Genomic DNA, 22,392 nt, shown 5'->3' with positions numbered 1-22,392 from the left:
CTCTAACCAAAACTTGGGTGTTGGTAACTAATTAAATCCACTTGGTCAATACAGCCTAGTATAACCCCTTCTTAGTCAAACAATGTGTGTAGCTGAAGTAGAGATGCGATCGCTCGTGTCTCTCTTTTCCTATTTGGGGGCTATTTTACCCAGATTCCAAAATTTATTGCATAAGTAGCAAACTCCCAGAAATAAGCTACATACAGAGGTCAACAAATTGATTGATTATGCAGAGGAGAAAATTATGGCTGATGAAATAGATATAGATAATACCCCAGTTGAATTATCAGAGGAGGAACTCGACGGAATTTCTGGGGGCATTGATATATATTTATCTGGCTCAATGTTTAATCAACAAGATGTATTTGCAGGAAGCAGAAGCGGTTCGAGGCGCAGAGGTTTTGGTCGCAATTCGTTTTTCAAATCTTCTTCCATCTCTTCTTCTGCATTTCAATTGATTGGTTTGGGTTTTAATTCTGCTAGCGATGCTTTAGGTTTCATTAAGGAATTTGGCAGGTTGTTTGGCAGAAGGTAAGAGTTGAAACTAACACGGGGGTGGGGAGATATTTACTAAATACTAAATACTAATCCCTAATCTCCTTCCTTTCCAATCACACAAGGGAATTGTACTTATGACAGAAGTTTTACTAAAGGAACTTAGCAATCAAGATATAGACTGGATGTTGGCAGTTGGACATCGAGTAGAAATTGAATCTGGAACTGTTTTAGTTCGTCAAAATCAACCATTGGATGCACTGCACATTCTCCTTGATGGTGCTATGACCATTTTACTGACTCAAGCCGATACAAATCCCCTTGGTCGTGCATTTGCAGCTTTGGAAGGTGGTAAGTTAGCAGGACGGGAAATTGCTTGGTTAACGAGTGGGGAAATGGTTGGGGAAATTCCTTTTATTGAAACTTATTTACCTTCGACAACCGTTCAAGCAACTACTAAATCAGTTGTTTTAACTATTCCCAAAAACAAACTTATCCAAAAATTACAACAAGACCAGGAATTTGCCGCACATTTATATCGTGCGATCGCAGTTATGCTAGCAAATCGCTTGCAACAAATGATGACTCATTTGGGACGGAGTACAGTTGTGTTAAGTAGACCGGAATTACGGGAAGCTTTGATTGTCTTTGCAGAGTTACATGATAGCGATATCGATTGGTTAATTGCCGCCGGACAAGTTCAACAAGTTGCCGCAAATTCAGTATTAATTCGTAGTGGTAGACCAGTTGAAGCGTTACATATTGTACTTGATGGTGCTGTAACATTGAGTTCTACGGAAGGGGAAGAAAATCCCTTGTCACGAGTGTTTTCAAATTTAGAAGAACAAGAGAACCCAGTGATGGAGAGAGAGTTAGCCCGTTTATCCCGTGGCGATATGCTTGGGGAAACACCATTTATTGAAGCGCAAACACCAGCAGTTACAGTTCGAGCATTACGTGATTCACGGGTGCTGTCGATTCCGCGCTGGCGGATGTCTGCAAAACTATTGCACGATGTTGGTTTTGCGGCTCGCTTTTATCGTGTCTTGGCGATTCTGTTAGCAGATAAGCAGCAGGCAATGGTACAGCGACTTGGCTACGGTAGATTGAGTTATAGCAGTGGTGATTCCCTCGAATCTTCTTTTGCTAATGAACTTAATCAGAATTTCCTGTCACAAGTGGCGTTAGCAGGGGCGAGATTTGAATGGATGCTGAAACGAGTCAAGGTGGAAGGGTGATATTGGGAGACGTGGAGATGGGGAGATGGGGAGATGGGGAGATGGGGAGACGCGGAGATGGGGAGATGGGGAGACGCGGAGATGGGGGGATGGGGAGATGGGGGGATGGGGAGATGGGGAGATGGGGAGATATTTAATAAATTAACTGGATTAGCTGAACTTGATATTAAGAGGGAAAGAAAGAGAGATGGAAAATTTAAAGATGAGAAAGAATTATTTTCCAATTTTATTAACTATTAAATAGTAAACAGCAAGAGAGCATTTATAAAGTAAATATTAAGGATAGTCGCGCAGGGAGAAACCCGGTTTCTCATCAAAACGTCAGATGATGCTCGATACTTAAATCCAAGAAACCGGGTTGCTTGAGTCTTCAGTTTTACTTTATACATAACCTCTAAACATTAACCATTAAACATTAACAACATCGAAAATTATGGTGACTCAACCGAAAAATAACATCTTTCGCAAGGAAGCTTTAGAAAAAGTTGCTTCTCCTGAACAACTTGACTTATTAATTAAAGTTACTAACCCAAAGCGTTGGTTTTCTTTGTTTGCATTGGGTTCTTTGGTGGCTGCTGGGGGTGCTTGGAGTTGGTTTGGACGTATCCCCATTTTAGTTTCCGGTAAAGGGGTACTAGTTTTCCCTAGCAAAGTTGTAACTGTGCAAGCAGCCAACCCTGGACGAATTTTACAGGTAAATGTCGAGCCTGGTGATAAAGTCAAAAAAGGTCAAGTGATTGCAACTATTGACCAATCCGAATTACGCAATCAATTACAATTAGCACGTGATAAACTGGTACAGTTGCGATCGCAAGACCAAACTGCACAAATCGCTCAAACTCAACGTCTTGCCCTCGAACAATCAGCAATTGCCCAACAACGGCAAACTCTACAACAAAGCTTGCAAACAGTCCAATCCCTAACTCCAGAATTGCGCGACAAAAGCATCAATGTACTCAAGAAGGAGCGGGAAAACCTCCAGTTGCGTTTGCGAACCATTCGTGAGTTACAACCGACTTTGAAAAAGCGCTGGGAACAACGGGAACAACTGTTTAAACAAGGTGCAGTTCCCAAAGATACTGCATTGCAAGCACAACAGGAATACCTCAATTCCCAAACCCAACTTAATGAGGTGCTGTCACAACTAAATCAATTAGAAGTGAAAGAAGTTGATGCCAAACGCAGCTATCAACAAAGCCTCAACCAAGTCAACGAATTAGAAGCACAATTAAAAGCATTAAACAGTCGTCAAGCAACCCAACAAGAACAGGATTTAGTCACCGCAACCAGTCGTGCCAAAGAAATCACAGAAACAGAACGTGCGATCGCACAATTAGAGTTACAATTGCGACAAAGCAGCGAAATCATTAGTCAGCATAGTGGCAGAATTTTAGAAATCACCGCTAAAGCTGGACAACAACTAGAACCTGGTGCGGCACTAGGTACAATCTCTGCTCAACAATCAACCGATAAGTTAGTTAATGTCACCTTCTTACCTGTCAGCGAAGGCAAAAAAATTAAACCAGGAATGACATTGCAAATTACCCCTTCAACTGTGAAACGCGAAGAATTTGGTGGTATTAAAGCAGTAGTCAAACAAATATCCCCCTTCCCTGTAACTCAACAAGGTGCAGCCAGTTTAGTCGGTAATCCCGATATTTTGCCCAACATCATTAATCAAGGTGCCCATGTCGCAGTTTTTACTGAGCTTGAGCAAGATACCTCAACGAAAAGTGGCTATAAATGGTCATCTTCTCAGGGACCAGACCAAAAAATCACATCAGGAACTACAACTTCAGTACGCATTACTACTGATGAAAAGCGACCTATTGAATTTATTTTACCAATTTTCAAAGAATGGACGGGAGTAAATTGATTTGGGTGTAGTTAAGGTGTAGTTAAGGTATCGTCAATCTCGCCAAACTTCATTGATAATCCTGCCATCCACACCGACTAACTCAATATGCAAAGGCATTTGTCCGACTGCATGAGTAGAACAACTCAAACAAGGATCAAATGCTCTAATCCCTGCTTCCACACGGTTTAACATCCCTTCGGGAATTTCTGAACCATGAATAAAATGTCGGGCAATTTGTGCCACAGTTCGGTTCATCGCTAAATTATTTTGACCTGTAGCAATGATTAAATTGATTTTTTGCATTAAACCATTTTCATCAACTTGATAGTGATGAAATAAAGTGCCGCGAGGTGCTTCACTAACACCCACACCTTCGAGTTGATTAATCCCAGCATTAGCACGCAATTGTGTTGATAATAAATCTGCGTCCTCTATACTAATTTCGATATGCTCAATACTTGCCAAAATTTCAATTAATCGAGCGTAATGATAGAAAAATGATGAGGTGACACAACCTTGGGCATAATCTCTAAATTCTCTCAGTTCCCTATCTGCTAAAGTTGTACCAATACTACTACAAATATTTAAACGTGCAAGCGGTCCCACACGGTACATCCCATTATCTAAACGGCAATGTTCCTGTTCATCAGGATAACCGAGAGGGCGATAATAAGGTGATTTTAAATATGAGTCAGATTCGACTGCTTCACCAATAAATTCTTGATAGCGAGATGGCTCAATTCTGTCAGCAATAATATTACCAGCACTATCAACAAAGCGGATTTTCCCATCATAATGTTCCCACAATCCATCAGCAGTAACTAAACCCATAAATAAACTGGGGAAGTTACCAAAGGTTTGCATTTCTGCTTGATAGTTATTCAGTATATTTTTAAATAGACTAATGGCATCTAAAATAATAGTCTTAGCTTCGGGAAGACGACTTTTAATCTGACTTCGTCCTACTTCTGATAAAGCTTCTCTCACACCTCCAGGAATAGCCCAAGATGGATGAATTTTTTTTCCTCCTAACAATTCAATAATTTCTTGTCCAAATTGGCGTAAGCGGATTCCTCCACGGGCAAGTTCTGGGTTTGTCGCAATTAATCCAAAAATATTTCGCTTTTCTGGATTGCTATCCATTCCTAATAATAAATCGGGGGCGCTCAAATGAAAAAAGCTTAATGCATGAGATTGAATTATTTGCCCCAAATTCATTAATCGGCGCAATTTTACCGCCGCTTTAGGAATATTCACAGCTAAAATTGCATCTCCGGCTTTTGCAGATGCTAATAAATGACTTACGGGACAAATACCACATATTCTCGCTGTAATTCCTGGCATTTCCCATAATGGACGACCTTCACAAAATTTTTCAAATCCGCGAAATTCTGCGATATGAAAGCGGGCATCATTGACTTGTCCAGTATCGTCTAAATAAATTGTAATTTTGGCATGACCTTCAATCCGAGTAACTGGATCAATAATGATTTTTTTTGACATACTTTTCGCCTACATTGACATAAATTTATACATAATTATTTATCATATATAGTAATTTGATTTAATTTATAAAAAATTAATTTATCACACAGTTTGTAATACACAAAGGCTTATCAATGGGGGAGCATCCCAAATATGTAAATTGTTTTTTGTAGTGATGGCTCTCTAGCCCACTTCCTGGAGATTAGGGAGCTTTCCGGCTCCCACTGGAACTCATTTTTCATGGATTGACTGACATATTTATTCACAAAATCTACATCTAAATATTTATCCAAACTTGATTAATTCCCGTCCTTCTAAATGTGGTTCCTCCCCTCTTAATAGTGGTTCGATCGCCGCACGAATTCTATGTGCATCCGGTGGACAACCTGGTAAATAAACATCAACATTGACAACAGCATGAACAGGCATAACTTTATTGAGCAAAGTTGGTACAATTCCGGGTTCTTGGGGAATTTGGGGGTTAATATCGGCTGTTTCGATATAACTTTTTTGTAAGATAGTTTCCGGGCTTCCCCAAGGATTACGTAAAGCAGTGACATTACCCGTGACAGCGCAGTCACCAAAGGAAACAAGAATTTTGGAGCGTTCCCTGACTTTATGGATAAAATCCCAGTTATCTGAATTGTTAACAGCACCTTCAACCAAAACCAAATCTACACCTTCTGGATATTCTTTGATATCAGCAAAAGGACTATAGACAAAATCTACCTGGGCAGCTAAATCAATCAACCATTCGTCCAAGTCGAGAAACGACATGTGACAGCCAGAACAACCACTGAGCCATACTGTTGCAAATTTCAAAAGAGCCATTGTTTTTCTGCGGACTACTATCGGGCTATTATTTTGAGGGTAAGGAAAAATATTGAGGATTTTGTGAGGAAATCAAAATCAAGATTGTTCTATTAAGACTGTTCTAATAGAGTTACGATGCGATCGCAAATATTTTCAGGAGTGTCACTACCCAAAACTGTATCATCAAAAACGACAACGGGTGCAATCCCGCAAGTGCCTATACACCGAGCAGTAAATAGGGAAAATTCGCCGTCGCTTGTGGTTTCACCTCCATGAATATGGGCGTATTTTTCTAAGTTTGCCAAAATAGCTTGAGTCCCTTGAAAATAACAAGCTGTTCCCGTACACACCACACAGGTATGTTTGGCTGGGGCTGTAAAAGCAAACAAATGGTAGAATGTCGCGACACCATAAACTTGACTAGGTGGTAGTTTTAAACTCTGAGCAATGTAAAGTAATATGTTATTTTCTAAATAACCGAAAAGTTCCTGAGCTTTGTGCAAAACTTCAATTAATGTATCTTGTTGATATTGATAGCGTTTGATAGTTGCATCAAGTATTTGCAAGCGATTATCTGTAGTTGCTTGTTGTGAAATTAAATTCATGATTTGCACCTTTTAAAAATTTGCCACAAAACCGAATCATCAACACCGAATAACATCATGGTATCCTCTCATCAACCAATATGGGCATTACCTGTTGAATCAGTCTATGAGTCACTTAGCAGCAGCGCAGGTGGTTTATCGGCAGAGGAAGCTCAACAAAGATTTGCACAATTCGGGGCAAACGAGTTACCTGAACCCGCTCATCGCCCCTTGTGGCTGCGTTTTACCGATCAACTGACCCATTTTATGGCGTTACTCCTCTGGGTTGCAGGTACTTTAGCATTTATTTCTCGTACACCTGAACTTGGTTGGGCAATTTGGGCAGTGATCTGGATTAACGCCATCTTTAGCTTTTGGCAAGAATTTCAAGCAGAACAAGCGCTATCTGCTTTAAAAAAAGTATTGCCAATGCAGGTGAAAGTTTACCGAAATGGCGAACTCCAGCAAATCCCCGCACGGGAGTTGGTACGGGGCGATGTCATGCAGCTAGAAGAAGGCGATCGCATTTCTGCCGATGCACGTCTGGTATCCGCCGAAAGTCTGTATCTTGATGTATCAGTCATGACCGGGGAGTCTCTGCCTGTAGCCCGGAATGCTTACCCCGTGCGTCTACGTGAGACAGTGCCGATTCGCGGTGGTAAAACCTTACTGCGCCCAGGGGAGCAACCCTTGCAAGAACGGGTAAATCCATCCGAAATCGCCAACCTGGTTTTGGCAGGCTCAACCGTAGCTGCAGGACGTGCCGTTGCTGTAGTTTATGCCACGGGTGCCCAAACGGAGTTTGGACAGGTAGCCCATTTAACAACAGAAGTGAAGCGTGAACCCAGCACCTTGGAAGTCCAGGTGGCTCGCATTGTCAGAATTATCACAATGATTGCTATCAGTATGGGAGTTACAGTTTTTCTCCTGAGTCATTGGTTGATTGGGATGGATGTAACTGAGAGCTTCATTTTTGCGATCGGAATCATCGTCGCCAATGTGCCAGAAGGATTATTACCGACTGTCACTTTAGCATTGGCACTGGGGGTAAAACGGATGGCGCGACGGAATGCCCTGGTGCGAAGACTTTCATCAGTGGAAACCCTGAGTGCCACAACTGTGATTTGCACAGATAAGACTGGCACATTGACGAAAAATGAAATGACGGTGCGTTATCTCTGGCTACCTCAAGAACGTCTCAATCATTCTCCTCAAGCTCATGCACTGATTGAAGTCACAGGGGCAGGCTACGATCCCAGCATTGGTACAGTTAATTTGCCATCGGATGCAGATGTTGGCTGGAAGGCGAATCTTTTGCTCATCGGCTCTGCCCTTTGTTCTAATGCCCGCCTGATTCATCTCACGGCTCCTAGTCGTTGGCAAGAAATTGGCGATCCGACGGAAGCCGCGTTGCTCGTGGTTGCTGCCAAGGCGGGACTCAATTTGGAACATCTCCAACAACAGTTGCCACGTTTGCGAGAAATTCCCTTTGATTCCCGTCGTCGCATGATGACAGTTGTACTGAATTGGCAAGCTGCGGAGTTGTGGACGGATGAATTACCCTATCTAGCCTTCACCAAAGGTGCCCCCTTGGAAGTATTGAAGCACTGCCATAGTCTTTTGCGTGATGGTTCCATACAGGAATTAACCCACGAGGATTGGGATGCGACTGTGCAGGCAAATGATGATTTAGCAAAGCAGGGATTTCGCGTCTTGGGACTGGCGGCACGTCGCGGTAGCCAAGAGTTACTCGAACTCAGGGCACAGGAATTGGAACAAAACCTGATTTTTGTGGGATTGGTAGCCATGTTTGATCCACCCCGTCCGGAAGTTAAGGAGGCGATCGCCTGCTGTCATCGAGCTGGGATTAAGGTTACTATGGTTACTGGTGATTATGGACTCACCGCCGAAGCGATCGCCCGCAACATTGGTCTTGTGAGCGAACAAGTGCGTGTCGTCACCGGTGAAGGTATGGGACATCTTTCGGATGCACAACTAAAGCAAATTGTCAAATATCGTTTTGGCTTAGTGTTTGCGCGGATGTCGCCAGAACACAAACTGCGTTTAGTCCAAGCTTACAAAGATATTGGGGAAGTCGTAGCAGTTACAGGGGATGGGGTAAACGATGCACCGGCTCTGCGTGCCGCCAACATCGGTATTGCCATGGGACAAAACGGAACAGATGTCGCCAGAGAAGCCGCAGACATTGTACTGACAGACGACAACTTTGCCACAATTGTGGTGGCGATCGAGCAAGGACGGGCTATTTACCAAAATATTCGCAAATTCATGACCTATATTTTGGCATCAAATGTGCCTGAAATTGTACCTTTTTTAGGGATGGTTGCCTTCAAAATCCCGCCAGCACTGACTATTTTACAGATTCTCGCCGTGGATTTAGGAACCGATATGGTGCCAGCCTTAGCACTAGGGGCTGAATCTCCCGAACCTGGAGTGATGGAACGTCCACCCCGCCCTCGACAGGAGTTTTTACTCAACGTTCCCTTATTGCTACGCGCCTACGGATTTCTGGGCATCATTGAAGCGCTTCTATCCATGCTAGGTTTTTTCCTCGTCTGGGGTGGACATGGTTATTCACTCGCAGACCTCCAGAAAGTCACGCCAGCAATTCTTTCTCATACAGCCGATCCCACAGTCACGCTCATTTATCGACAAGCCACAACCATGACGCTGGCAACAATTGTCGCTTGTCAGGTAGGTAATTTATTTGCCTGCCGATCCGATTGGGGATCGGCTTTCTGGCAATCTTGGTCAAACAATAGTCTTTTGTGGTTTGGGATTAGTTTTGAATGTGTTGCCCTATTAGCCTTCATCGATTTTCCCCCATTTCGCTACGTATTTTCCACTGCTTCCTTGGCTCCTTGGCACTGGTTGCTTGTGCTAGCCTGTCCCCCCATCCTCCTAGGGGCAGAAGAGTTACGAAAAACTTGGCTCCGTAAACATCAACGGGATAGAAAGGGTTCTCCAGATTCATGAGATGAGGGTTGAGATGAGACTGTCAGTGAAGCGAAGTGAGCAGCCAAGCACTTCTTTCCATGATTTTCCATCAATTTAACGTGAATTCGCTGACGTGGATTATCCCAGTGTTGAAGTTTTTGAGACACCAAAGTTGCAATGCCTATGAATCCCCAAGATACATTTGATACACAAACCCATCCACCTCTGAACACTGGGACGATCGCATCTGTACGGGGAAGCGTGATTGATGCTCATTTTCCCCAACGGCTTCCCGATATGCTCAATCGTTTGAATGCTGGCGCAGATGGTTCAGTTGTCATTGAAGTAGTCGCCCATCTCAATGCCGAGGTTGTGCGGGGGATTGCATTAACACCAACATCTGGTTTGGCACGGGGTTCTCTTGTAGTTGATGTTGGGCATCCCTTACAAGTTCCCGTGGGTAAAGCGTTACTGGGCAGGATGTTCAATGTGTTTGGGACAACCATCGATCAGCGAGAACCCTTGACTGATGTGATGCAGCGATCGATTCATCAAACCGCCGTACCTTTAACCCAACAGGCAACCCAATCAGAAATTCTGGAGACGGGGATCAAAATCATTGATGTGTTGACTCCAATTGAGCGAGGCGGCAAGGCAGGCTTATTTGGTGGAGCCGGTGTCGGCAAAACAGTGCTGATTACGGAAATGATTCACAATATGGTTAGTCAGCACCAAGGAGTCAGCCTCTTTTGTGGCATTGGTGAGCGCAATCGGGAAGCTGAGGAACTATACCAAGAAATGCAAGCCACCGGAGTCTTAGAGCAAACAGTGATGGTGTTTGGGCAAATGAATGAGCCGCCCGGTGCCCGTTTCCGCGTCGGACACGCCGCCTTGACAATGGCGGAATATTTCCGGGATGATGCCCGACAGGATGTGCTGTTGCTCATCGACAATATCTTCCGGTTTATCCAGGCGGGACAGGAAGTTTCGGGGTTGATGGGTGAGTTACCGTCACGGGTAGGCTATCAGCCAACACTGGCGACGGAACTGGCTGATCTAGAAGAACGGATTACCAGCACTACGGCTGGGGCAATTACCTCTGTGCAGGCAGTGTATGTCCCCGCAGATGACTTTACCGATCCGGCGGCGGTGCATACCTTTGGGCATCTTTCTGCATCAATTGTGTTGTCTCGCCAACGCGCTAGCGAAGGCTTTTACCCAGCAGTCGATCCGCTACGCTCCAGTTCTAAGATGCTAATGCCGACGATCGCCGGGAAACGCCACTACGAGATTGCCCTTGCCGTCCGACAAACCTTGGCAACCTACAAAGAATTGAAAGATATTATCGCCATGTTGGGGATGGCAGAACTATCTCAACGCGATCGCGCCTATGTTTACCGCGCCCGGCGCTTGGAGCGGTTTTTAACCCAGCCCTTCTTTTCGACTGAGCAATTTACGGGGAAGCCTGGACGGTTTGTGAGGTTGGAGGCTGCCTTAGAGGGATGCGATCGCATTCTCAATGATGATTTTGCCGATATTCCCGAAACTGTCCTCTATATGATTGGTGGAATTGAAGAGGTGAAGACGTAATGCAACTCAAATTATTGCTGCCGACGGCAACATTGATTGATCAGATTGTCACCAAAGTTACCGCAGAAGCTGAAAATGGTTCCTTTTGCCTGTTGCCAAATCATATAGATATTGTGACGGCACTAGTTCCGGGCATCCTCTCCTTTGAGTCAGAAATCGGGGAGGAATTTTTTCTCGCAGTCGATGAAGGGGTTTTGGTGAAACAGGGGGCGATGGTGTGGGTATCGGTGAGAAATGCAGTGCGGGGAGATAACTTAGAAAGTTTGCAACAACAGGTGCAAGAACAGTTCCGCCAACTGGATGAGCGAGAAAAACTGGCGCGGAGCGTACTTGCTCGCTTAGAAACTAGCTTTGTGCGCGAGTTTATGGAATTGGGAGGACAATCATGAAACCTTCGCAACAGCCAGAGGATGGTAAACACATCCACCGGGAATTTGAGCAGCAGGTGAGAGAGAAAAGCGATCGCAAATTACAGGCACGACGGGAAGGTAATCACAGCATTTGGGCGGGACTGGGATTGTTTGGTATGGTGGGCTGGTCGGTAATAGTGCCGACATTGCTAGGGATTGCTTTAGGAGTCTGGATCGATCGCCGTTTTCCAAGTCCCTATTCTTGGACACTCATGCTGTTGTTTGTGGGTGTAGTTCTCGGCTGTCTGAATGCCTGGTACTGGATTCAACAGGAACAGCAGCATTAAAACAATTCGCAATTCGCAATTCGCAATTCGCAATTCGCAATTCGCAATTCGCAATTCGCGAGAAGCAAGCTACGCAATTATGTTTTGTAACGGGGATTTGCTCCCAGCACAAGACACGTTGCTTTTAGAAGCAGGGAATTAAACGCCCAAACTTGGTTAAATTCGGTTGCTCAGTTAACACCAATATAGTTGGCGACTGAAAAGGCGATTTTTCGATCTTGATTATTGAGGAGCATCACCATGAATATTCTGTTACATGGATTACTTGTACTACCGATTGGCTTTGCGTTGGGAATCTTCTACTTTAGTTGCCTGTGGTTCACAGTACAACGCTTACCCCGAACTCAACATCCAGTGTTGCTAATGGTGGGCAGTGGATTGGCTCGGTTCACTGTTGCCCTACTGGGATTTTATTTGATTGTCGATCAACAGTGGCAATTTTTGCTAATTGCCCTACTGGGGTTTTTGTTGGCACGCAGCCTGTTAATTGCTCGTTGGCGACCACAAACTACTCTTACAGATTTGGTATTGGAGGAGTGAGATGGTCATTACGCCCGATCAAATTGTCATTTATGCACGAGAGCCTGTAATCCTCAACGCCACACTATTGTTTACCTGGCTGACAATGGCGTTACTAGTCGGGGTATCTGCATGGGTAACGCGACGACTATCGGTGAACCCGAAAATGTCTCCCTGGCAAAATTTACTGGAAATTGCAGTAGAGGCAATTTACAACCAGATTCGCGAGATTACCCAACAAGACCCAGAACCCTATCTAGCATTTGTGGGATCGCTATTTCTGTTCATTGTCACCTCCAATCTCTTAACCATTGTTCCTGGTTATCATGCACCAACAGGATCACTTTCAACCACCGCAGCATTGGCAGTTTGTGTATTTTTTGCTGTGCCCATCTTTGGAATTCGTCAACAGGGATTGTGGCGATATTTGAAAAGTTATCTAGAACCGACTCCCTTAATGTTACCATTTCAAATTATTGGTGAATTTTCGCGCACCTTAGCATTAGCAATTCGTTTATTTGGCAATATCATGAGCGGCAATTTATTAGCAGCAATTTTGCTATCGCTGGTGCCACTTTTTGTGCCAATTGTCATGTCTATTTTGGGATTAGTTTTTGGTTTAATTCAAGCCTATGTCTTTTCAGTGTTGGCGCTAGTATATATCGCTTCGGCGACCAGCGTTCAGCAACAGAATTATCGAGTTGCTCAACAGGGAGAACGAGAATGAGTGATTTAGCGGTAATGGGAATGGTTGCCATGATTATGGCTGGTTTCACGATCGCCATTGGTTCCATTGGTCCAGCTTTGGGGGAAGGATGGGCAGTCGCCAGAGCATTGAGTGCGATCGCTCAACAACCCGATAAAGCAAATGTGATTACCCGCACCCTATTTGTGGGATTAGCGATGGTGGAATCCACAGCTATTTATTGTTTGGTTGTTTCCATGATTTTGCTGTTTGTCAATCCCTTTTGGAACCACTTTAAGGGGGGCTAAGTGCTAATCAACTGGTTTACAGTTTTTGCCCAAATTTTAAATTTTCTGATTTTAGTCGCATTGCTGCGGCGATTCCTCTATAAACCAATTCTCCAAGTAATCCACAAGCGTCAAGCATTGATTGATACCCGATGGCAAGAAGCAGAACAGGTAAAAACGGAGGCACAACAAGCATCTACATCCTATCGGCAACAGCAGCAGGAGTGGCAACAGCAGCAGCAAACCCTAATCGCTCAAGCACAGGTAGCAGCAGAACAAGAACGGCAACGCATGTTAACTCAAATCCGTCAAGATATGGAACGGTTACGGGCAAACTGGCAGGAGGAATTACAGCAAGAACAAGAAGAATTTCTCCTCGGACTGCGGCAGCAAGTCATCCATCAGACCTGTAACATTGCCCGTAAAGTTTTGAGCGATTTAGCAAATGAGAATTTAGAACAGCAAATAATTGAGGTGTTTTGCGATCGCTTGCACCATTTAGAGGAACAACAACAACAGGCAATGGCTCAAGCCCTACACCAGTCTCCTCAATCCGTCCTAGTTCGTAGCCATTTTGACTTGTCCCCAGAACAGCGCCAACATCTTATCGATACCCTTCAGGCAGAGTTTGCTATTGACACTGAGATTCAATTTGTGAATGCACCTGACTTGCTCTGTGGGATTGAAGTCAAACTAGCAGGACAGGAAATTGTCTGGAGCTTAGACACTTACTTGCAAACCCTAGAACAGCAGTTAGCCACTGCCCTCACTCCACAGGGAACATCCCGCCATGAACAAAACATCCAGACAGGTGCAGGCTGCTTGTAATCATGCCTTCATGACTATTGAGCAAGTTATAGCCACTTATCAGCCAACCATGACCATTCGGGAAACCGGGATTGTACAATCAGTGAGACCAGGGATTGCCCGTGTCGCTGGTTTACCTGGAGTTCAAGCAGATGAACTGGTTTGCTTTCCGAGGGCGGGGGTTGGTTCCGGGGAATTGCCGTTATTGGGTATCGCCTTTAACCTCGATCCAGAGGAAGTAGGTGTAATTTTACTGGGAGACAGCAAGCGCCTACAAGCAGGAGACGAAGTCTACCGCACAGGAAGAGTGATGGATGTGCCCGTTGGAGAAGCACTATTAGGACGGGTGGTAAATGTGATGGGGCATCCCCTAGATGATCGCGGCGCTCTCGCCATCACAGAACGTCGCCCTGTCGAACGGGAAGCTCCAGCAATTCTTGATCGCGCTCCCGTCACAGTGCCACTACAAACTGGACTGAAGGTAGTAGATGCCCTAATCCCCATTGGACTCGGACAGCGAGAATTAATAGTAGGCGATCGCCAAACGGGAAAAACGACGATTGCCCTAGATACAATCCTCAACCAGAAAGACAAAAATGTAATTTGCATTTACTGTGCGATCGGTCAACGCTCTGCTGCCATTGCGAGGGTGATTGCCAGCTTACGAGAATACGGAGCATTAAGTTATACTATCGTCGTAGTTGCTTCTGGGCAAGATTCACCCGGTTTGCAATACATCACACCTTATGGTGCAACGACAATCGCTGAGTATTTTATGGAACAAGGGCGAGATGTGTTGATTGTGTACGATGATTTGACCCATCATGCCCGTACCTACCGCGAACTTTCGCTGTTATTGCGCCGTCCTCCCGGTCGAGAAGCCTATCCTGGTGATATTTTCTATCTCCATTCCCGGTTGCTAGAGCGAGCCACGCACCTGAGTCCGGAGCGAGGTGGTGGTTCTCTCACTGCCCTGCCTATTATTGAAACTCAGGCACAGAATATTTCTGCCTATATCCCCACCAACTTGATTTCCATTACCGACGGACAAATTTATCTCTCCCCTGACTTGTTCCAGAAAAGTATTTTTCCAGCTGTAGATGTGGGCAAATCTGTGTCACGGGTAGGCGGCAAAACCCAGTTAAGAGCTTATCGTGCCATTGCTGGAGAGTTACGTCTATCCTATGCTCAATTTCAAGAGATGGAAGTCTTTGCCCGCTTTGGCACTCAACTTGATGAGCAAACCCGGCAGACCTTAGAACGTGGTCGTCGAGTCCGGGAAGTGCTGAAACAACCCCAATCGCAACCTCTTACGGCTACGGAACAAATTGCCGTCCTCTTAGCAGTAACAAACGGTCTACTCGATCCAATTCCCCTGAATCAACTAGATACCGCCGAACAATTGATTCGGCAAACAGTCACTCAAAATTTCCCCGATTTGTGCAGGAATGGTGATTCCTTCAGCGATCGCGAACGAGCCATGCTCTTAAACACCATCAGCCAAGCCCTTAGCCCTCTCCAAGCGAATTATGCTCACCCTGGAAGCCCTGCAAAGTAAAATCAAAAGCGTCGAAGATTTAGGCGCAGTTGTCAGGACAATGAAAACCCTGGCAATGGTGAATATCCGCCAGTACGAGAAAGCTAGAATTACCCTGACAGACTACAGTAAAACCATTGAATTGGGGCTTCAGGCATTGCTACGGGAGCGATATTTTTCCGAAACCATGACCCTTCTCCCCAATTCCCAAAAGCAAAATCATGGTTTAGTAGGGGTAATTTTATTTGGCTCCGATCATGGGTTATGTGGTCAATTTAACGAACAGATTGTTGCCTATGCTCTAGAACAACTCAATCAGCAACAAATTCCATGCGATCGCCGACAAATTGCTACAGTAGGGACACGTCTCCTTCCTCATTTAGAAACTGCTAAACAACCGATCCATAATCAGTTTTCTCTACCTAGCTCTATTGCTGGTACAACCCAGTTGGTTCAAGAAATACTACTGACGATTGAACAGTGGCGGTTTCGCCAAATTACTGAGCCTGGGGAAGAAATTTACAACTTAGAACAACTGTTGCTGTTTTATAACCATTCCCTATCAAGCACTAGCTATCAACCTTTCACTGTGCAACTCTTACCTTTAGATATTAATTGGCTACATCAACTTGAACAGCGCCCCTGGAATTCTGCCGCATTACCAACCCAGACAATGAGTTGGGAACGACTATTTCCCGTATTTATTCGTCAATATTTATTTGTGTCATTATACCAGGCGATCGTAGAATCAATGGCAAGTGAAAACGGCAGTCGTCTCACATCAATGCAAGCAGCCGAAAAAAATATTGAAGAACGTCTAATAGATTTGAATGCAGATTATCGCTCCTCACGCCAAAACTCAATTACAGCAGAGTTATTAGATATCATCGCCGGATTTGAAGCCCTCAAACAACCGAGAACATAAGCTGTTCAGAGATTTACTGCTGCCAAACTCAGCAAAAGGCTTGATTTTGTTGATATTTATGTAATATTTATCATGTTCGCGCAGCTTGTCCTAATAATTACTAAGCTGATGTGCAGCTAAATCATATAAGTCAAAAACCCAAAATAATTGTAGTGCGGAGAGGAGTTTCCGGGGAGATATTCTTCACGGAAAAATCCAGGGACGGAAAGCCCGCGTGAGCGAGACGTTCACACTACTAGAATTTTCCAGCTATCCTGAAATTTTCCAATTCTTATTAGTTTTGAGACTTATTCTTTCTTGACGTATCGGATATTCTTGAGGCAAATGAGATGAATAAAATTTATGCCGATTTTGAAACAAGATAAAAGAAGCGACTGCAACTAAAAGATAACCAAAGCCTTTTTGTAGTTGTCTGGGTTGAACAAACTGTGATATGTAAGCACCAACTACTGTTCCCAAACCCGCAGCTACCGTAAACGAAGTCATCAGACTCCAATTAAGAGTGATATTGCCGATATATCCTAATAATCCTGCTAATGAATTCAGGGAAATTATCACTAAAGAAGTACCAATTGCTTCTTTCATGGGTGTATTTCCTAATAAAACCAATGCCGGAACGATCGCAAATCCACCACCAACCCCAACTAATCCAGTTAATAATCCGACACCAATTCCTTCCGTCAGCATCCATAACCAACAATACTTACATACTGGTTTGGGATATAAGCTTAAATCAATCTCTTGGGCTACTGGTTTCGCTGCTGAAGAACTGCTTTTTTTGATCATAAATCCTGCTGCCAATAGCATGATGACAGCAAACAAAATCATTTGCACTGTCCCAGTAATCACAGGAAGAGTGGCGATTTTAGCACCGACGAACGCACCTAACATGGTTGCCGTACCGAACATGAAAGCGGTTCTAAAATTGACATTGCCACGCCGCCAATGTGGGATGACACCAATAACGCTAACAATGCCGACAACAAACAAAGTCATAGCGATTGCCGGCTTGGGTGATATGCCCATGACGTAAACTAAAATTGGTACTGCGAGTACAGAACCGCCACCACCAATTAATCCCAAGCTGATACCGATACATACAGCTAGAATATGACCAATAATCCAAGTCATTGTTTAATTCTCGCAATTCAAGTTGAAAAAATATACTTGCTTGTTACTTGTTTATTGGATTTAAGCATCTAGTATAATCCTACCTTTTTTACTGATAAATTCCAGTTTCTCACTACAGGATTAATCTGAATACTCACTTGCTTAAACAATAGTTTCTAAGCTCGTTGATTGTAAGGTAATTTTGCGAGTAACATTCCTAATGCACAGGTATTTGTAACACCTGCAAATACTAAACCTGCGCCAACAAAGCCGCTCATAATCAAAAATAAAGGGGAGACCAATACACCTAATATTGTCCCCAGGAATACTAAAGAGCCAGCAACAATTTGGACTTGTCGCATCAAACTAATTGGGGCATTTTGATTTATTTTTGTCTTATAACCAGCTTCTTTCCAAGCATTCATTCCACCTCGAAGTTGCTGAATATTGAAGCCAGTGGCTAAAAGTTTTTGTGCTGCTTGTTGAGAACGTCTACCAGTTTGACAATAAAGAACTATCGGTTGACTAGTTTCCGGTAATTTTTCATAGCTGAAGTTAGAAAGGGGAATATTGATGCCACTGGGAATATTTTCAGATGCATATTCTACCACTTCACGCACATCTATCAGTGTGACTTTTGCTTCTGCTAGTAATAGCTTTAATTCCGATGGTTCAATTAATGAAAGTTCTGTCGTCATGTGATTAATTCTCCTCATTTCAAAATGAAAAATAAAAATAGATTCTGGCTATGTATCAATACCGTTCAGTTAAGCAAAAATGACTATTGGCGGTTAGCTATTAGCTATTGGCTTTTAGAATCATCATTAAGTCTTATCCTTGCCCTTTTCCTCCCTAACTGAACCCTATTGGACTATGTACAAAGTAAACTTTAAGACCAAAGAAACCCGATTTCTGGGATTTAAGTATCGAGCATCATCTTACTTTTTGATGAGAAACCGGGTTTACCCCTTCAGGTAGCACCACAACTCTCATTAGCTGGAACCGCTTCCATAATCTTTTTCGGGTTAGGTAAATTCAGATTTCCCATAAACTCAATAAATTCCTCTCGACTACGCCCAGAAAACCGAGGATTTGATTGTTTTTCTTCGGCAATCGTTGATACAGTATGACCTCGGTAATCATGTCCGGGATATACCAGGGTGTTATCTGGTAATGTAAACAACCGTTGTGTCACTGAGTCAAATAAAACCCCTGCATCACCACTTTGAAAGTCAGTTCGTCCGCAACCTCGAATAAATAAAGCATCTCCTGTGAATAACCGATCGCGATTGACGTAATAAGTCATGTGGCTATCAGTATGTCCTGGTGTGGCGATCGCCTGAATATTGATAGTTCCCAGTTGCAGTGTGTCTCCATCTTTAATGTGCTTATCTGCACAGGCAACCTGGGCTTTGGCGGGAACAATACCTAAGCAACCCGTGGCTTCACGCAGTTTCGCTGTACCTGTAATGTGATCTGCATGAACGTGAGTTTCCAAACAAAAACGCAGAGATAGACCTAATTCTCGTAGTAATTTCAGGTCACGTTCTACTTGCTCCAATACTGGGTCAATTAAGATTGCTGCTTTTGTGTTTTCATCTGCCAATAGATAGGTGTAGGTACTGGATTCCGAGTCGAATAATTGCCGAAATAACATAACTTTGCTCTACTTTTTGAGTTGATTTCCAGAAATATAGTCTTCTATAAACTGCTTTAATTGTGGATTCGCATTACTGTCAAAACCAAGTTCCGTGGTTCTCGCGAATACCTGCTCTGGTGTCAGTCCTTGCCGCGTGGCTAAATTCATCAATGCCATTGTTGCCGCACGCATTCCCGCAGCACAGTGAATCAAAGTTGGCTTGGGTAACTCATCAATTTGCTTAAGCACTCCCGTTGTCAGTTCCTCGCTAATTGCATTCGGCTTCACGGGAATATGGAAATATTCTAGTCCGGCAGCTTCAACTTGTTGTTGCTCATCGCTGAGAAAGCCCTGTTCTAAAGGCGATCGCAAATTGAGTATGGATTTAAACCCTTCTTGTGCTGCTTGCTGAAACTGTTCTGGTGTCAACTGCCCAGCTATTGTCAGTTCTTCGTTAACTTTCTTGACGTTGTCCATAATTATGATTTAACTCTCTTTATAATATTACCATACAGTAATATAGTAGTATATGTCAAAGGATAGATTCAGGATTTAATTAAGTTGATATGCTAGAAGTTTCAAATCAAGCCTTGGGAACAGTTGCAGATTATTTCAAAGTGCTATCGGAAGTGAGTCGCTTGCAAGTGTTGTGTAGCCTCAAATCAGGAGCGAAAAATGTGACGGAAATTATTGAGGTGACAGGGTTAGGACAAGCGAACGTTTCCAAGCACTTGAAAGTGTTGACACAAGCGGGTATGGTAGCTCGTCAGCCACAGGGAATCAGTGTTTACTACGAAATCATTGACCCCGTAATTTTCGCCATCTGCGATTTAGTATGCGATCGCCTTTCCATCCGACTCCAAGAACAAACCCAGCAGTTAGAGCAACTGCAAATACTTCGCCAACCATCACCAGGAAATGAATAAAACAACCAGAAATATCCTCACAAAATCCTCAAAATTAACTTGTATAACTACCTTTTGAGTGTAGATATGTACAATTTACCCCAGCAAAATCTATCATAATTGCTCAAATAATTATTTGTTTAGTTACTGTTATTTTCTGGTATTTCTGGTGTGAACATCCCCGACTTTTTGGTTCGGGGATATAAGTTGATAAACTGATGTGCAGTTAAGTTGTATAAAGCGAAAAAAAGACGTAGAATTTCTACGTCTCTATGTTATGTAATAAAGTAGGCACCTGATAATCTAATATTATTCACGCTCGCTCTATTTAATGTTTAAATCTCAGACATAAACATTGCCAGAAACTATCAAGTTGTCTAAGCTGATTGGTGGAAAAAGCACATCATATCCTTGATTTCAAAATCGTCAAACCTATTAGTATCTGTGGAACCAGGAAAACCAACTGCTTCTATCTGAACTTCATTATTTCCGTTATTCAGGTCTGAACCATTAAATGCCACCATTTGGGTATACCAATATTTAGCATTTTCGTTCTTATCGGCATCATTCAAACCGCCATAACGGGCTATCTTACCAATGACTCTGTTATTCAGCTTGACGTTGACATCAACGTTTGTATATGTCAGACCTCTAACGTTAAAAATCAAAAATCCCGTTGATCCTGACTCGCGACCTCCTGTATTGAATGTTTGTTCCCATACCGGTTTAGGGTCGCCAATTGTTACAGGAGTATCTCCAATTATTTGTGTAAAATCACATAGAACAGTCATTTTCAGACTCCTTGTTTATGTTTGTCTAACTGTTTTTGTGGGAGAGAGCTTTATGACTTGTTATGCTGGACTAACAAACTAAAAAAGCTGTCATAAAACAGTATCGAAAACAGTTAGGTGTTCATATTTTCAAGTTAAACAATAAATGTGAGGAACTTGTGAGGATGAATATATTTATGTAAAAAATAATGCTATAAGTATAGTAATTTATGATTCATTAGTATTTGAGATAATACTTAGGAGTGATTAGCAGATTCGCGAAGTATCGCCGGAAAATTAAGGTAGATTGCGGGACTGGGGTTGACTTGGCACACGAGACGGAGATACATGATTGCGCCAAAGCAATAAGGGAATACTCAAAATCCCCAAAATCATCACCACCCCAGTCATTATCCACACCATCGAGCGATTCGCTTGATAATCTCCTCGTTCAATTTGCCAATAAACTTGGTTATAGCGCCATGCTGCCAAAGCAATGACAACAATCCCAAACATTACCAGAGCCAGACCCAAATTTTCCGAGTTAAAGAAAGGGTGGGCAGAGGTTTCCTGTTGAGTAATTACAAGATTAATCTGACTTAAAAATATACCAAAACGAGCGATCGCAAAACCAAAGCCAATTAAGGCAATGGAAGTACGTAGCCAAGCCAGGAATGTACGCTCATTGGCTTGATGTTCTCGTTGGCGATCGATATTTGGCATGTGATTCTTGGTTGTAATTAAATAAAAGTTACCTAATTTTTCCTTTTTATTTTCTCAAGTGTCATCACAAATGAAAGTTTGCGATACCACCAGCACAACAACATATTGAACAAATATAAACTTATCTCAAAAAATGTACCCAACAATAACTCCCACTCTTAAAATATAAATGTGAGTATAAGCTAGTAGCTCACCAAAGTAACTTTGCAGGGATATAAATCTCCGCGTCCCCGCGTCTCCCTCTCTCTGAGCCAATCTCAACCGTCAATTCTGGGTTGGCGAACTACTAAGCTGAACCTCCTACTCTATGCAACAAAACACCTAAAATTGCTGATTGCAGCAAAATAACGGGGGTGGAGATTTATGGAATCTTTAATGCAACATTTAATGGAAAATTTACTCATACCAGACAGTTGGATGTATCTAATTGTCAAAGTCGGTGCCTTGCTGTTAATTCTATTTGTTTGGATGCTAGTTATGGCACATCCAGCTTATTAAATATTCACAAATATCAAGCATGATTTTGGGAATTTGAAAACTCATGAACACTAAAAGTCCTAAAAACATCAAGGACTGAAAATGTATGCGTGCAATGATTCTGGATGCACCCGGAAAACCACCGCGACTTGTCAATTTACCCATACCCACTCCCAACTCGCACCAAGTTCTCATTCAGGTAAACACCTGTGGAATTTGCCGCACAGATTTACATATAGTTGATGGCGAGATCACAAACCCAAAGTTACCCTTGATTCTCGGTCATCAAA

Annotated in this window: 26 protein-coding genes; 17 read left to right on the top strand and 9 right to left on the bottom strand. The window is 43.2% G+C overall.

The annotated features are described in order from the left end of the window. Positions 1-244 precede the first annotated feature (244 nt). The 4 genes from VB733_RS25205 (at position 245) to VB733_RS25190 (ending at position 3,609) form a co-directional block, all read left to right on the top strand. The gene (locus tag VB733_RS25205; RefSeq protein WP_323342798.1) at positions 245-535 is read left to right on the top strand and encodes a CTB family bacteriocin; all 291 of its coding nucleotides are present in this window, start codon (positions 245-247) and stop codon (positions 533-535) included. Between the two features lie 97 nt (positions 536-632). Next, positions 633-1,733 carry a cyclic nucleotide-binding domain-containing protein gene (locus VB733_RS25200; RefSeq protein WP_323342797.1) on the top strand — a complete coding sequence of 367 codons (1,101 nt, stop codon included), beginning with the start codon at positions 633-635 and terminating at the stop codon, positions 1,731-1,733. Then, positions 1,700-1,870 (top strand): hypothetical protein, encoded by a 171-nt coding sequence (locus VB733_RS25195; protein ID WP_323342796.1) that lies wholly within the window; start codon positions 1,700-1,702, stop codon positions 1,868-1,870. Before VB733_RS25200 ends, VB733_RS25195 begins: the two co-directional genes overlap by 34 nt. Before the next feature lie 296 nt (positions 1,871-2,166). Beyond that, positions 2,167-3,609, top strand: a complete 1,443-nt coding sequence (locus VB733_RS25190; RefSeq protein WP_323342795.1) for an NHLP bacteriocin system secretion protein — start codon at positions 2,167-2,169, stop codon at positions 3,607-3,609. A 33-nt stretch (positions 3,610-3,642) separates the two neighbouring features. On the opposite strand, the gene VB733_RS25185 is transcribed toward VB733_RS25190, so the two are convergent. The 3 genes from VB733_RS25185 to hoxE form a co-directional block, all read right to left on the bottom strand. After that, entirely contained in the window at positions 3,643-5,094 is a 1,452-nt protein-coding gene (locus VB733_RS25185) for a Ni/Fe hydrogenase subunit alpha (protein WP_323342794.1), read from the bottom strand. Positions 5,095-5,361: 267 nt separating this feature from the next. Next, positions 5,362-5,907 carry an oxidoreductase gene (locus tag VB733_RS25180; protein ID WP_323342793.1) on the bottom strand — a complete coding sequence of 182 codons (546 nt, stop codon included), beginning with the start codon at positions 5,905-5,907 and terminating at the stop codon, positions 5,362-5,364. 92 nt (positions 5,908-5,999) lie between these two features. After that, a complete protein-coding gene (gene hoxE / locus VB733_RS25175) occupies positions 6,000-6,494 on the bottom strand; it encodes a bidirectional hydrogenase complex protein HoxE (RefSeq protein WP_323342792.1) in 495 nt (164 codons plus the stop codon). 57 nt (positions 6,495-6,551) lie between these two features. On the opposite strand from hoxE, the gene VB733_RS25170 reads away from it, so the two are divergent. The 10 genes from VB733_RS25170 to VB733_RS25125 all read left to right on the top strand — a co-directional run bounded on the left by VB733_RS25170 (position 6,552) and on the right by VB733_RS25125 (position 16,478). Next, positions 6,552-9,470: a cation-transporting P-type ATPase gene (locus VB733_RS25170; protein ID WP_323342791.1), complete on the top strand. Its 2,919-nt coding sequence runs from the start codon at positions 6,552-6,554 to the stop codon at positions 9,468-9,470. 144 nt (positions 9,471-9,614) lie between these two features. After that, positions 9,615-11,021, top strand: coding sequence for a F0F1 ATP synthase subunit beta (gene atpD, locus VB733_RS25165; protein ID WP_323342790.1), 1,407 nt, complete (start codon positions 9,615-9,617; stop codon positions 11,019-11,021). Continuing rightward, positions 11,021-11,410, top strand: coding sequence for a F0F1 ATP synthase subunit epsilon (locus tag VB733_RS25160; protein ID WP_323342789.1), 390 nt, complete (start codon positions 11,021-11,023; stop codon positions 11,408-11,410). The genes atpD and VB733_RS25160 overlap by 1 nt, the downstream gene beginning before the upstream one ends. Continuing rightward, positions 11,407-11,718, top strand: a complete 312-nt coding sequence (locus VB733_RS25155) for an AtpZ/AtpI family protein (RefSeq protein ID WP_323342788.1) — start codon at positions 11,407-11,409, stop codon at positions 11,716-11,718. The genes VB733_RS25160 and VB733_RS25155 overlap by 4 nt, the downstream gene beginning before the upstream one ends. Positions 11,719-11,958: 240 nt before the next feature. After that, positions 11,959-12,258, top strand: a complete 300-nt coding sequence (locus tag VB733_RS25150) for an ATP synthase subunit I (RefSeq protein WP_323342787.1) — start codon at positions 11,959-11,961, stop codon at positions 12,256-12,258. 1 nt (position 12,259) lies between these two features. Further along, the gene (locus tag VB733_RS25145) at positions 12,260-12,964 is read left to right on the top strand and encodes a F0F1 ATP synthase subunit A (protein ID WP_323342786.1); all 705 of its coding nucleotides are present in this window, start codon (positions 12,260-12,262) and stop codon (positions 12,962-12,964) included. After that, entirely contained in the window at positions 12,961-13,230 is a 270-nt protein-coding gene (locus tag VB733_RS25140) for a F0F1 ATP synthase subunit C (protein ID WP_323342785.1), read from the top strand. Before VB733_RS25145 ends, VB733_RS25140 begins: the two co-directional genes overlap by 4 nt. Beyond that, positions 13,231-14,037, top strand: a complete 807-nt coding sequence (gene atpF / locus VB733_RS25135; protein WP_323342784.1) for a F0F1 ATP synthase subunit B — start codon at positions 13,231-13,233, stop codon at positions 14,035-14,037. Next, positions 14,000-15,574: an alternate F1F0 ATPase, F1 subunit alpha gene (locus VB733_RS25130; protein ID WP_323342783.1), complete on the top strand. Its 1,575-nt coding sequence runs from the start codon at positions 14,000-14,002 to the stop codon at positions 15,572-15,574. Before atpF ends, VB733_RS25130 begins: the two co-directional genes overlap by 38 nt. Next, complete coding sequence (locus VB733_RS25125; protein WP_323342782.1) at positions 15,546-16,478, top strand: F0F1 ATP synthase subunit gamma; 933 nt, start codon at positions 15,546-15,548, stop codon at positions 16,476-16,478. Before VB733_RS25130 ends, VB733_RS25125 begins: the two co-directional genes overlap by 29 nt. Before the next feature lie 249 nt (positions 16,479-16,727). Here VB733_RS25125 and VB733_RS25120 read toward each other — a convergent pair whose 3' ends face one another. The 4 genes from VB733_RS25120 to VB733_RS25105 form a co-directional block, all read right to left on the bottom strand. Further along, complete coding sequence (locus VB733_RS25120; protein ID WP_323342781.1) at positions 16,728-17,609, bottom strand: sulfite exporter TauE/SafE family protein; 882 nt, start codon at positions 17,607-17,609, stop codon at positions 16,728-16,730. A gap of 155 nt (positions 17,610-17,764) precedes the next feature. Next, on the bottom strand, positions 17,765-18,286 hold the full coding sequence (locus tag VB733_RS25115) for a rhodanese-like domain-containing protein (protein WP_323342780.1): 522 nt from the start codon (positions 18,284-18,286) through the stop codon (positions 17,765-17,767). A 272-nt stretch (positions 18,287-18,558) separates the two neighbouring features. After that, positions 18,559-19,245: an MBL fold metallo-hydrolase gene (locus VB733_RS25110; RefSeq protein ID WP_323342779.1), complete on the bottom strand. Its 687-nt coding sequence runs from the start codon at positions 19,243-19,245 to the stop codon at positions 18,559-18,561. A 9-nt stretch (positions 19,246-19,254) separates the two neighbouring features. After that, the gene (locus tag VB733_RS25105; protein ID WP_323342778.1) at positions 19,255-19,704 is read right to left on the bottom strand and encodes a protein tyrosine phosphatase family protein; all 450 of its coding nucleotides are present in this window, start codon (positions 19,702-19,704) and stop codon (positions 19,255-19,257) included. An 89-nt stretch (positions 19,705-19,793) separates the two neighbouring features. On the opposite strand from VB733_RS25105, the gene VB733_RS25100 reads away from it, so the two are divergent. Next, on the top strand, positions 19,794-20,153 hold the full coding sequence (locus VB733_RS25100; RefSeq protein ID WP_323342777.1) for a metalloregulator ArsR/SmtB family transcription factor: 360 nt from the start codon (positions 19,794-19,796) through the stop codon (positions 20,151-20,153). 356 nt (positions 20,154-20,509) lie between these two features. Here the strand turns inward: VB733_RS25100 and VB733_RS25095 are convergent, their stop codons facing one another. Then, positions 20,510-20,923, bottom strand: a complete 414-nt coding sequence (locus tag VB733_RS25095; protein WP_323342776.1) for a hypothetical protein — start codon at positions 20,921-20,923, stop codon at positions 20,510-20,512. A 276-nt stretch (positions 20,924-21,199) separates the two neighbouring features. Continuing rightward, entirely contained in the window at positions 21,200-21,625 is a 426-nt protein-coding gene (locus VB733_RS25090) for a YidH family protein (protein WP_323342775.1), read from the bottom strand. A 363-nt stretch (positions 21,626-21,988) separates the two neighbouring features. Here VB733_RS25090 and VB733_RS25085 point away from each other — a divergent pair, with 363 nt between their 5' ends. After that, a complete protein-coding gene (locus VB733_RS25085) occupies positions 21,989-22,123 on the top strand; it encodes a hypothetical protein (RefSeq protein WP_323342774.1) in 135 nt (44 codons plus the stop codon). 85 nt (positions 22,124-22,208) lie between these two features. Next, the coding region (locus VB733_RS25080) for an alcohol dehydrogenase catalytic domain-containing protein (protein WP_323342773.1) at positions 22,209-22,392 on the top strand (184 nt) is incomplete at its 3' end.

The organism is Calothrix sp. UHCC 0171 (genome assembly GCF_034931845.1).
Taxonomy (GTDB): Bacteria; Cyanobacteriota; Cyanobacteriia; order Cyanobacteriales; family Nostocaceae; genus Brunnivagina.
Note: the sequence above shows the minus strand (reverse complement) of the source record. Positions and strands in the feature narration are given on the sequence as shown.

What these genes read in the sequence shown, in the direction of transcription:
- VB733_RS25205 (WP_323342798.1), top strand. Translation starts at nt 245, where the DNA reads ATGGCTGATGAAATAGATATAGATAATACCCCAGTTGAATTATCAGAG.
- VB733_RS25200 (WP_323342797.1), top strand. Translation starts at nt 633, where the DNA reads ATGACAGAAGTTTTACTAAAGGAACTTAGCAATCAAGATATAGACTGG.
- VB733_RS25195 (WP_323342796.1), top strand. Translation starts at nt 1,700, where the DNA reads ATGGATGCTGAAACGAGTCAAGGTGGAAGGGTGATATTGGGAGACGTG.
- VB733_RS25190 (WP_323342795.1), top strand. Translation starts at nt 2,167, where the DNA reads ATGGTGACTCAACCGAAAAATAACATCTTTCGCAAGGAAGCTTTAGAA.
- VB733_RS25185 (WP_323342794.1), bottom strand. Translation starts at nt 5,094, where the DNA reads ATGTCAAAAAAAATCATTATTGATCCAGTTACTCGGATTGAAGGTCAT.
- VB733_RS25180 (WP_323342793.1), bottom strand. Translation starts at nt 5,907, where the DNA reads ATGGCTCTTTTGAAATTTGCAACAGTATGGCTCAGTGGTTGTTCTGGC.
- hoxE (WP_323342792.1), bottom strand. Translation starts at nt 6,494, where the DNA reads ATGAATTTAATTTCACAACAAGCAACTACAGATAATCGCTTGCAAATA.
- VB733_RS25170 (WP_323342791.1), top strand. Translation starts at nt 6,552, where the DNA reads ATGGTATCCTCTCATCAACCAATATGGGCATTACCTGTTGAATCAGTC.
- atpD (WP_323342790.1), top strand. Translation starts at nt 9,615, where the DNA reads ATGAATCCCCAAGATACATTTGATACACAAACCCATCCACCTCTGAAC.
- VB733_RS25160 (WP_323342789.1), top strand. Translation starts at nt 11,021, where the DNA reads ATGCAACTCAAATTATTGCTGCCGACGGCAACATTGATTGATCAGATT.
- VB733_RS25155 (WP_323342788.1), top strand. Translation starts at nt 11,407, where the DNA reads ATGAAACCTTCGCAACAGCCAGAGGATGGTAAACACATCCACCGGGAA.
- VB733_RS25150 (WP_323342787.1), top strand. Translation starts at nt 11,959, where the DNA reads ATGAATATTCTGTTACATGGATTACTTGTACTACCGATTGGCTTTGCG.
- VB733_RS25145 (WP_323342786.1), top strand. Translation starts at nt 12,260, where the DNA reads ATGGTCATTACGCCCGATCAAATTGTCATTTATGCACGAGAGCCTGTA.
- VB733_RS25140 (WP_323342785.1), top strand. Translation starts at nt 12,961, where the DNA reads ATGAGTGATTTAGCGGTAATGGGAATGGTTGCCATGATTATGGCTGGT.
- VB733_RS25130 (WP_323342783.1), top strand. Translation starts at nt 14,000, where the DNA reads ATGAACAAAACATCCAGACAGGTGCAGGCTGCTTGTAATCATGCCTTC.
- VB733_RS25125 (WP_323342782.1), top strand. Translation starts at nt 15,546, where the DNA reads ATGCTCACCCTGGAAGCCCTGCAAAGTAAAATCAAAAGCGTCGAAGAT.
- VB733_RS25120 (WP_323342781.1), bottom strand. Translation starts at nt 17,609, where the DNA reads ATGACTTGGATTATTGGTCATATTCTAGCTGTATGTATCGGTATCAGC.
- VB733_RS25115 (WP_323342780.1), bottom strand. Translation starts at nt 18,286, where the DNA reads ATGACGACAGAACTTTCATTAATTGAACCATCGGAATTAAAGCTATTA.
- VB733_RS25110 (WP_323342779.1), bottom strand. Translation starts at nt 19,245, where the DNA reads ATGTTATTTCGGCAATTATTCGACTCGGAATCCAGTACCTACACCTAT.
- VB733_RS25105 (WP_323342778.1), bottom strand. Translation starts at nt 19,704, where the DNA reads ATGGACAACGTCAAGAAAGTTAACGAAGAACTGACAATAGCTGGGCAG.
- VB733_RS25100 (WP_323342777.1), top strand. Translation starts at nt 19,794, where the DNA reads ATGCTAGAAGTTTCAAATCAAGCCTTGGGAACAGTTGCAGATTATTTC.
- VB733_RS25095 (WP_323342776.1), bottom strand. Translation starts at nt 20,923, where the DNA reads ATGACTGTTCTATGTGATTTTACACAAATAATTGGAGATACTCCTGTA.
- VB733_RS25090 (WP_323342775.1), bottom strand. Translation starts at nt 21,625, where the DNA reads ATGCCAAATATCGATCGCCAACGAGAACATCAAGCCAATGAGCGTACA.
- VB733_RS25085 (WP_323342774.1), top strand. Translation starts at nt 21,989, where the DNA reads ATGGAATCTTTAATGCAACATTTAATGGAAAATTTACTCATACCAGAC.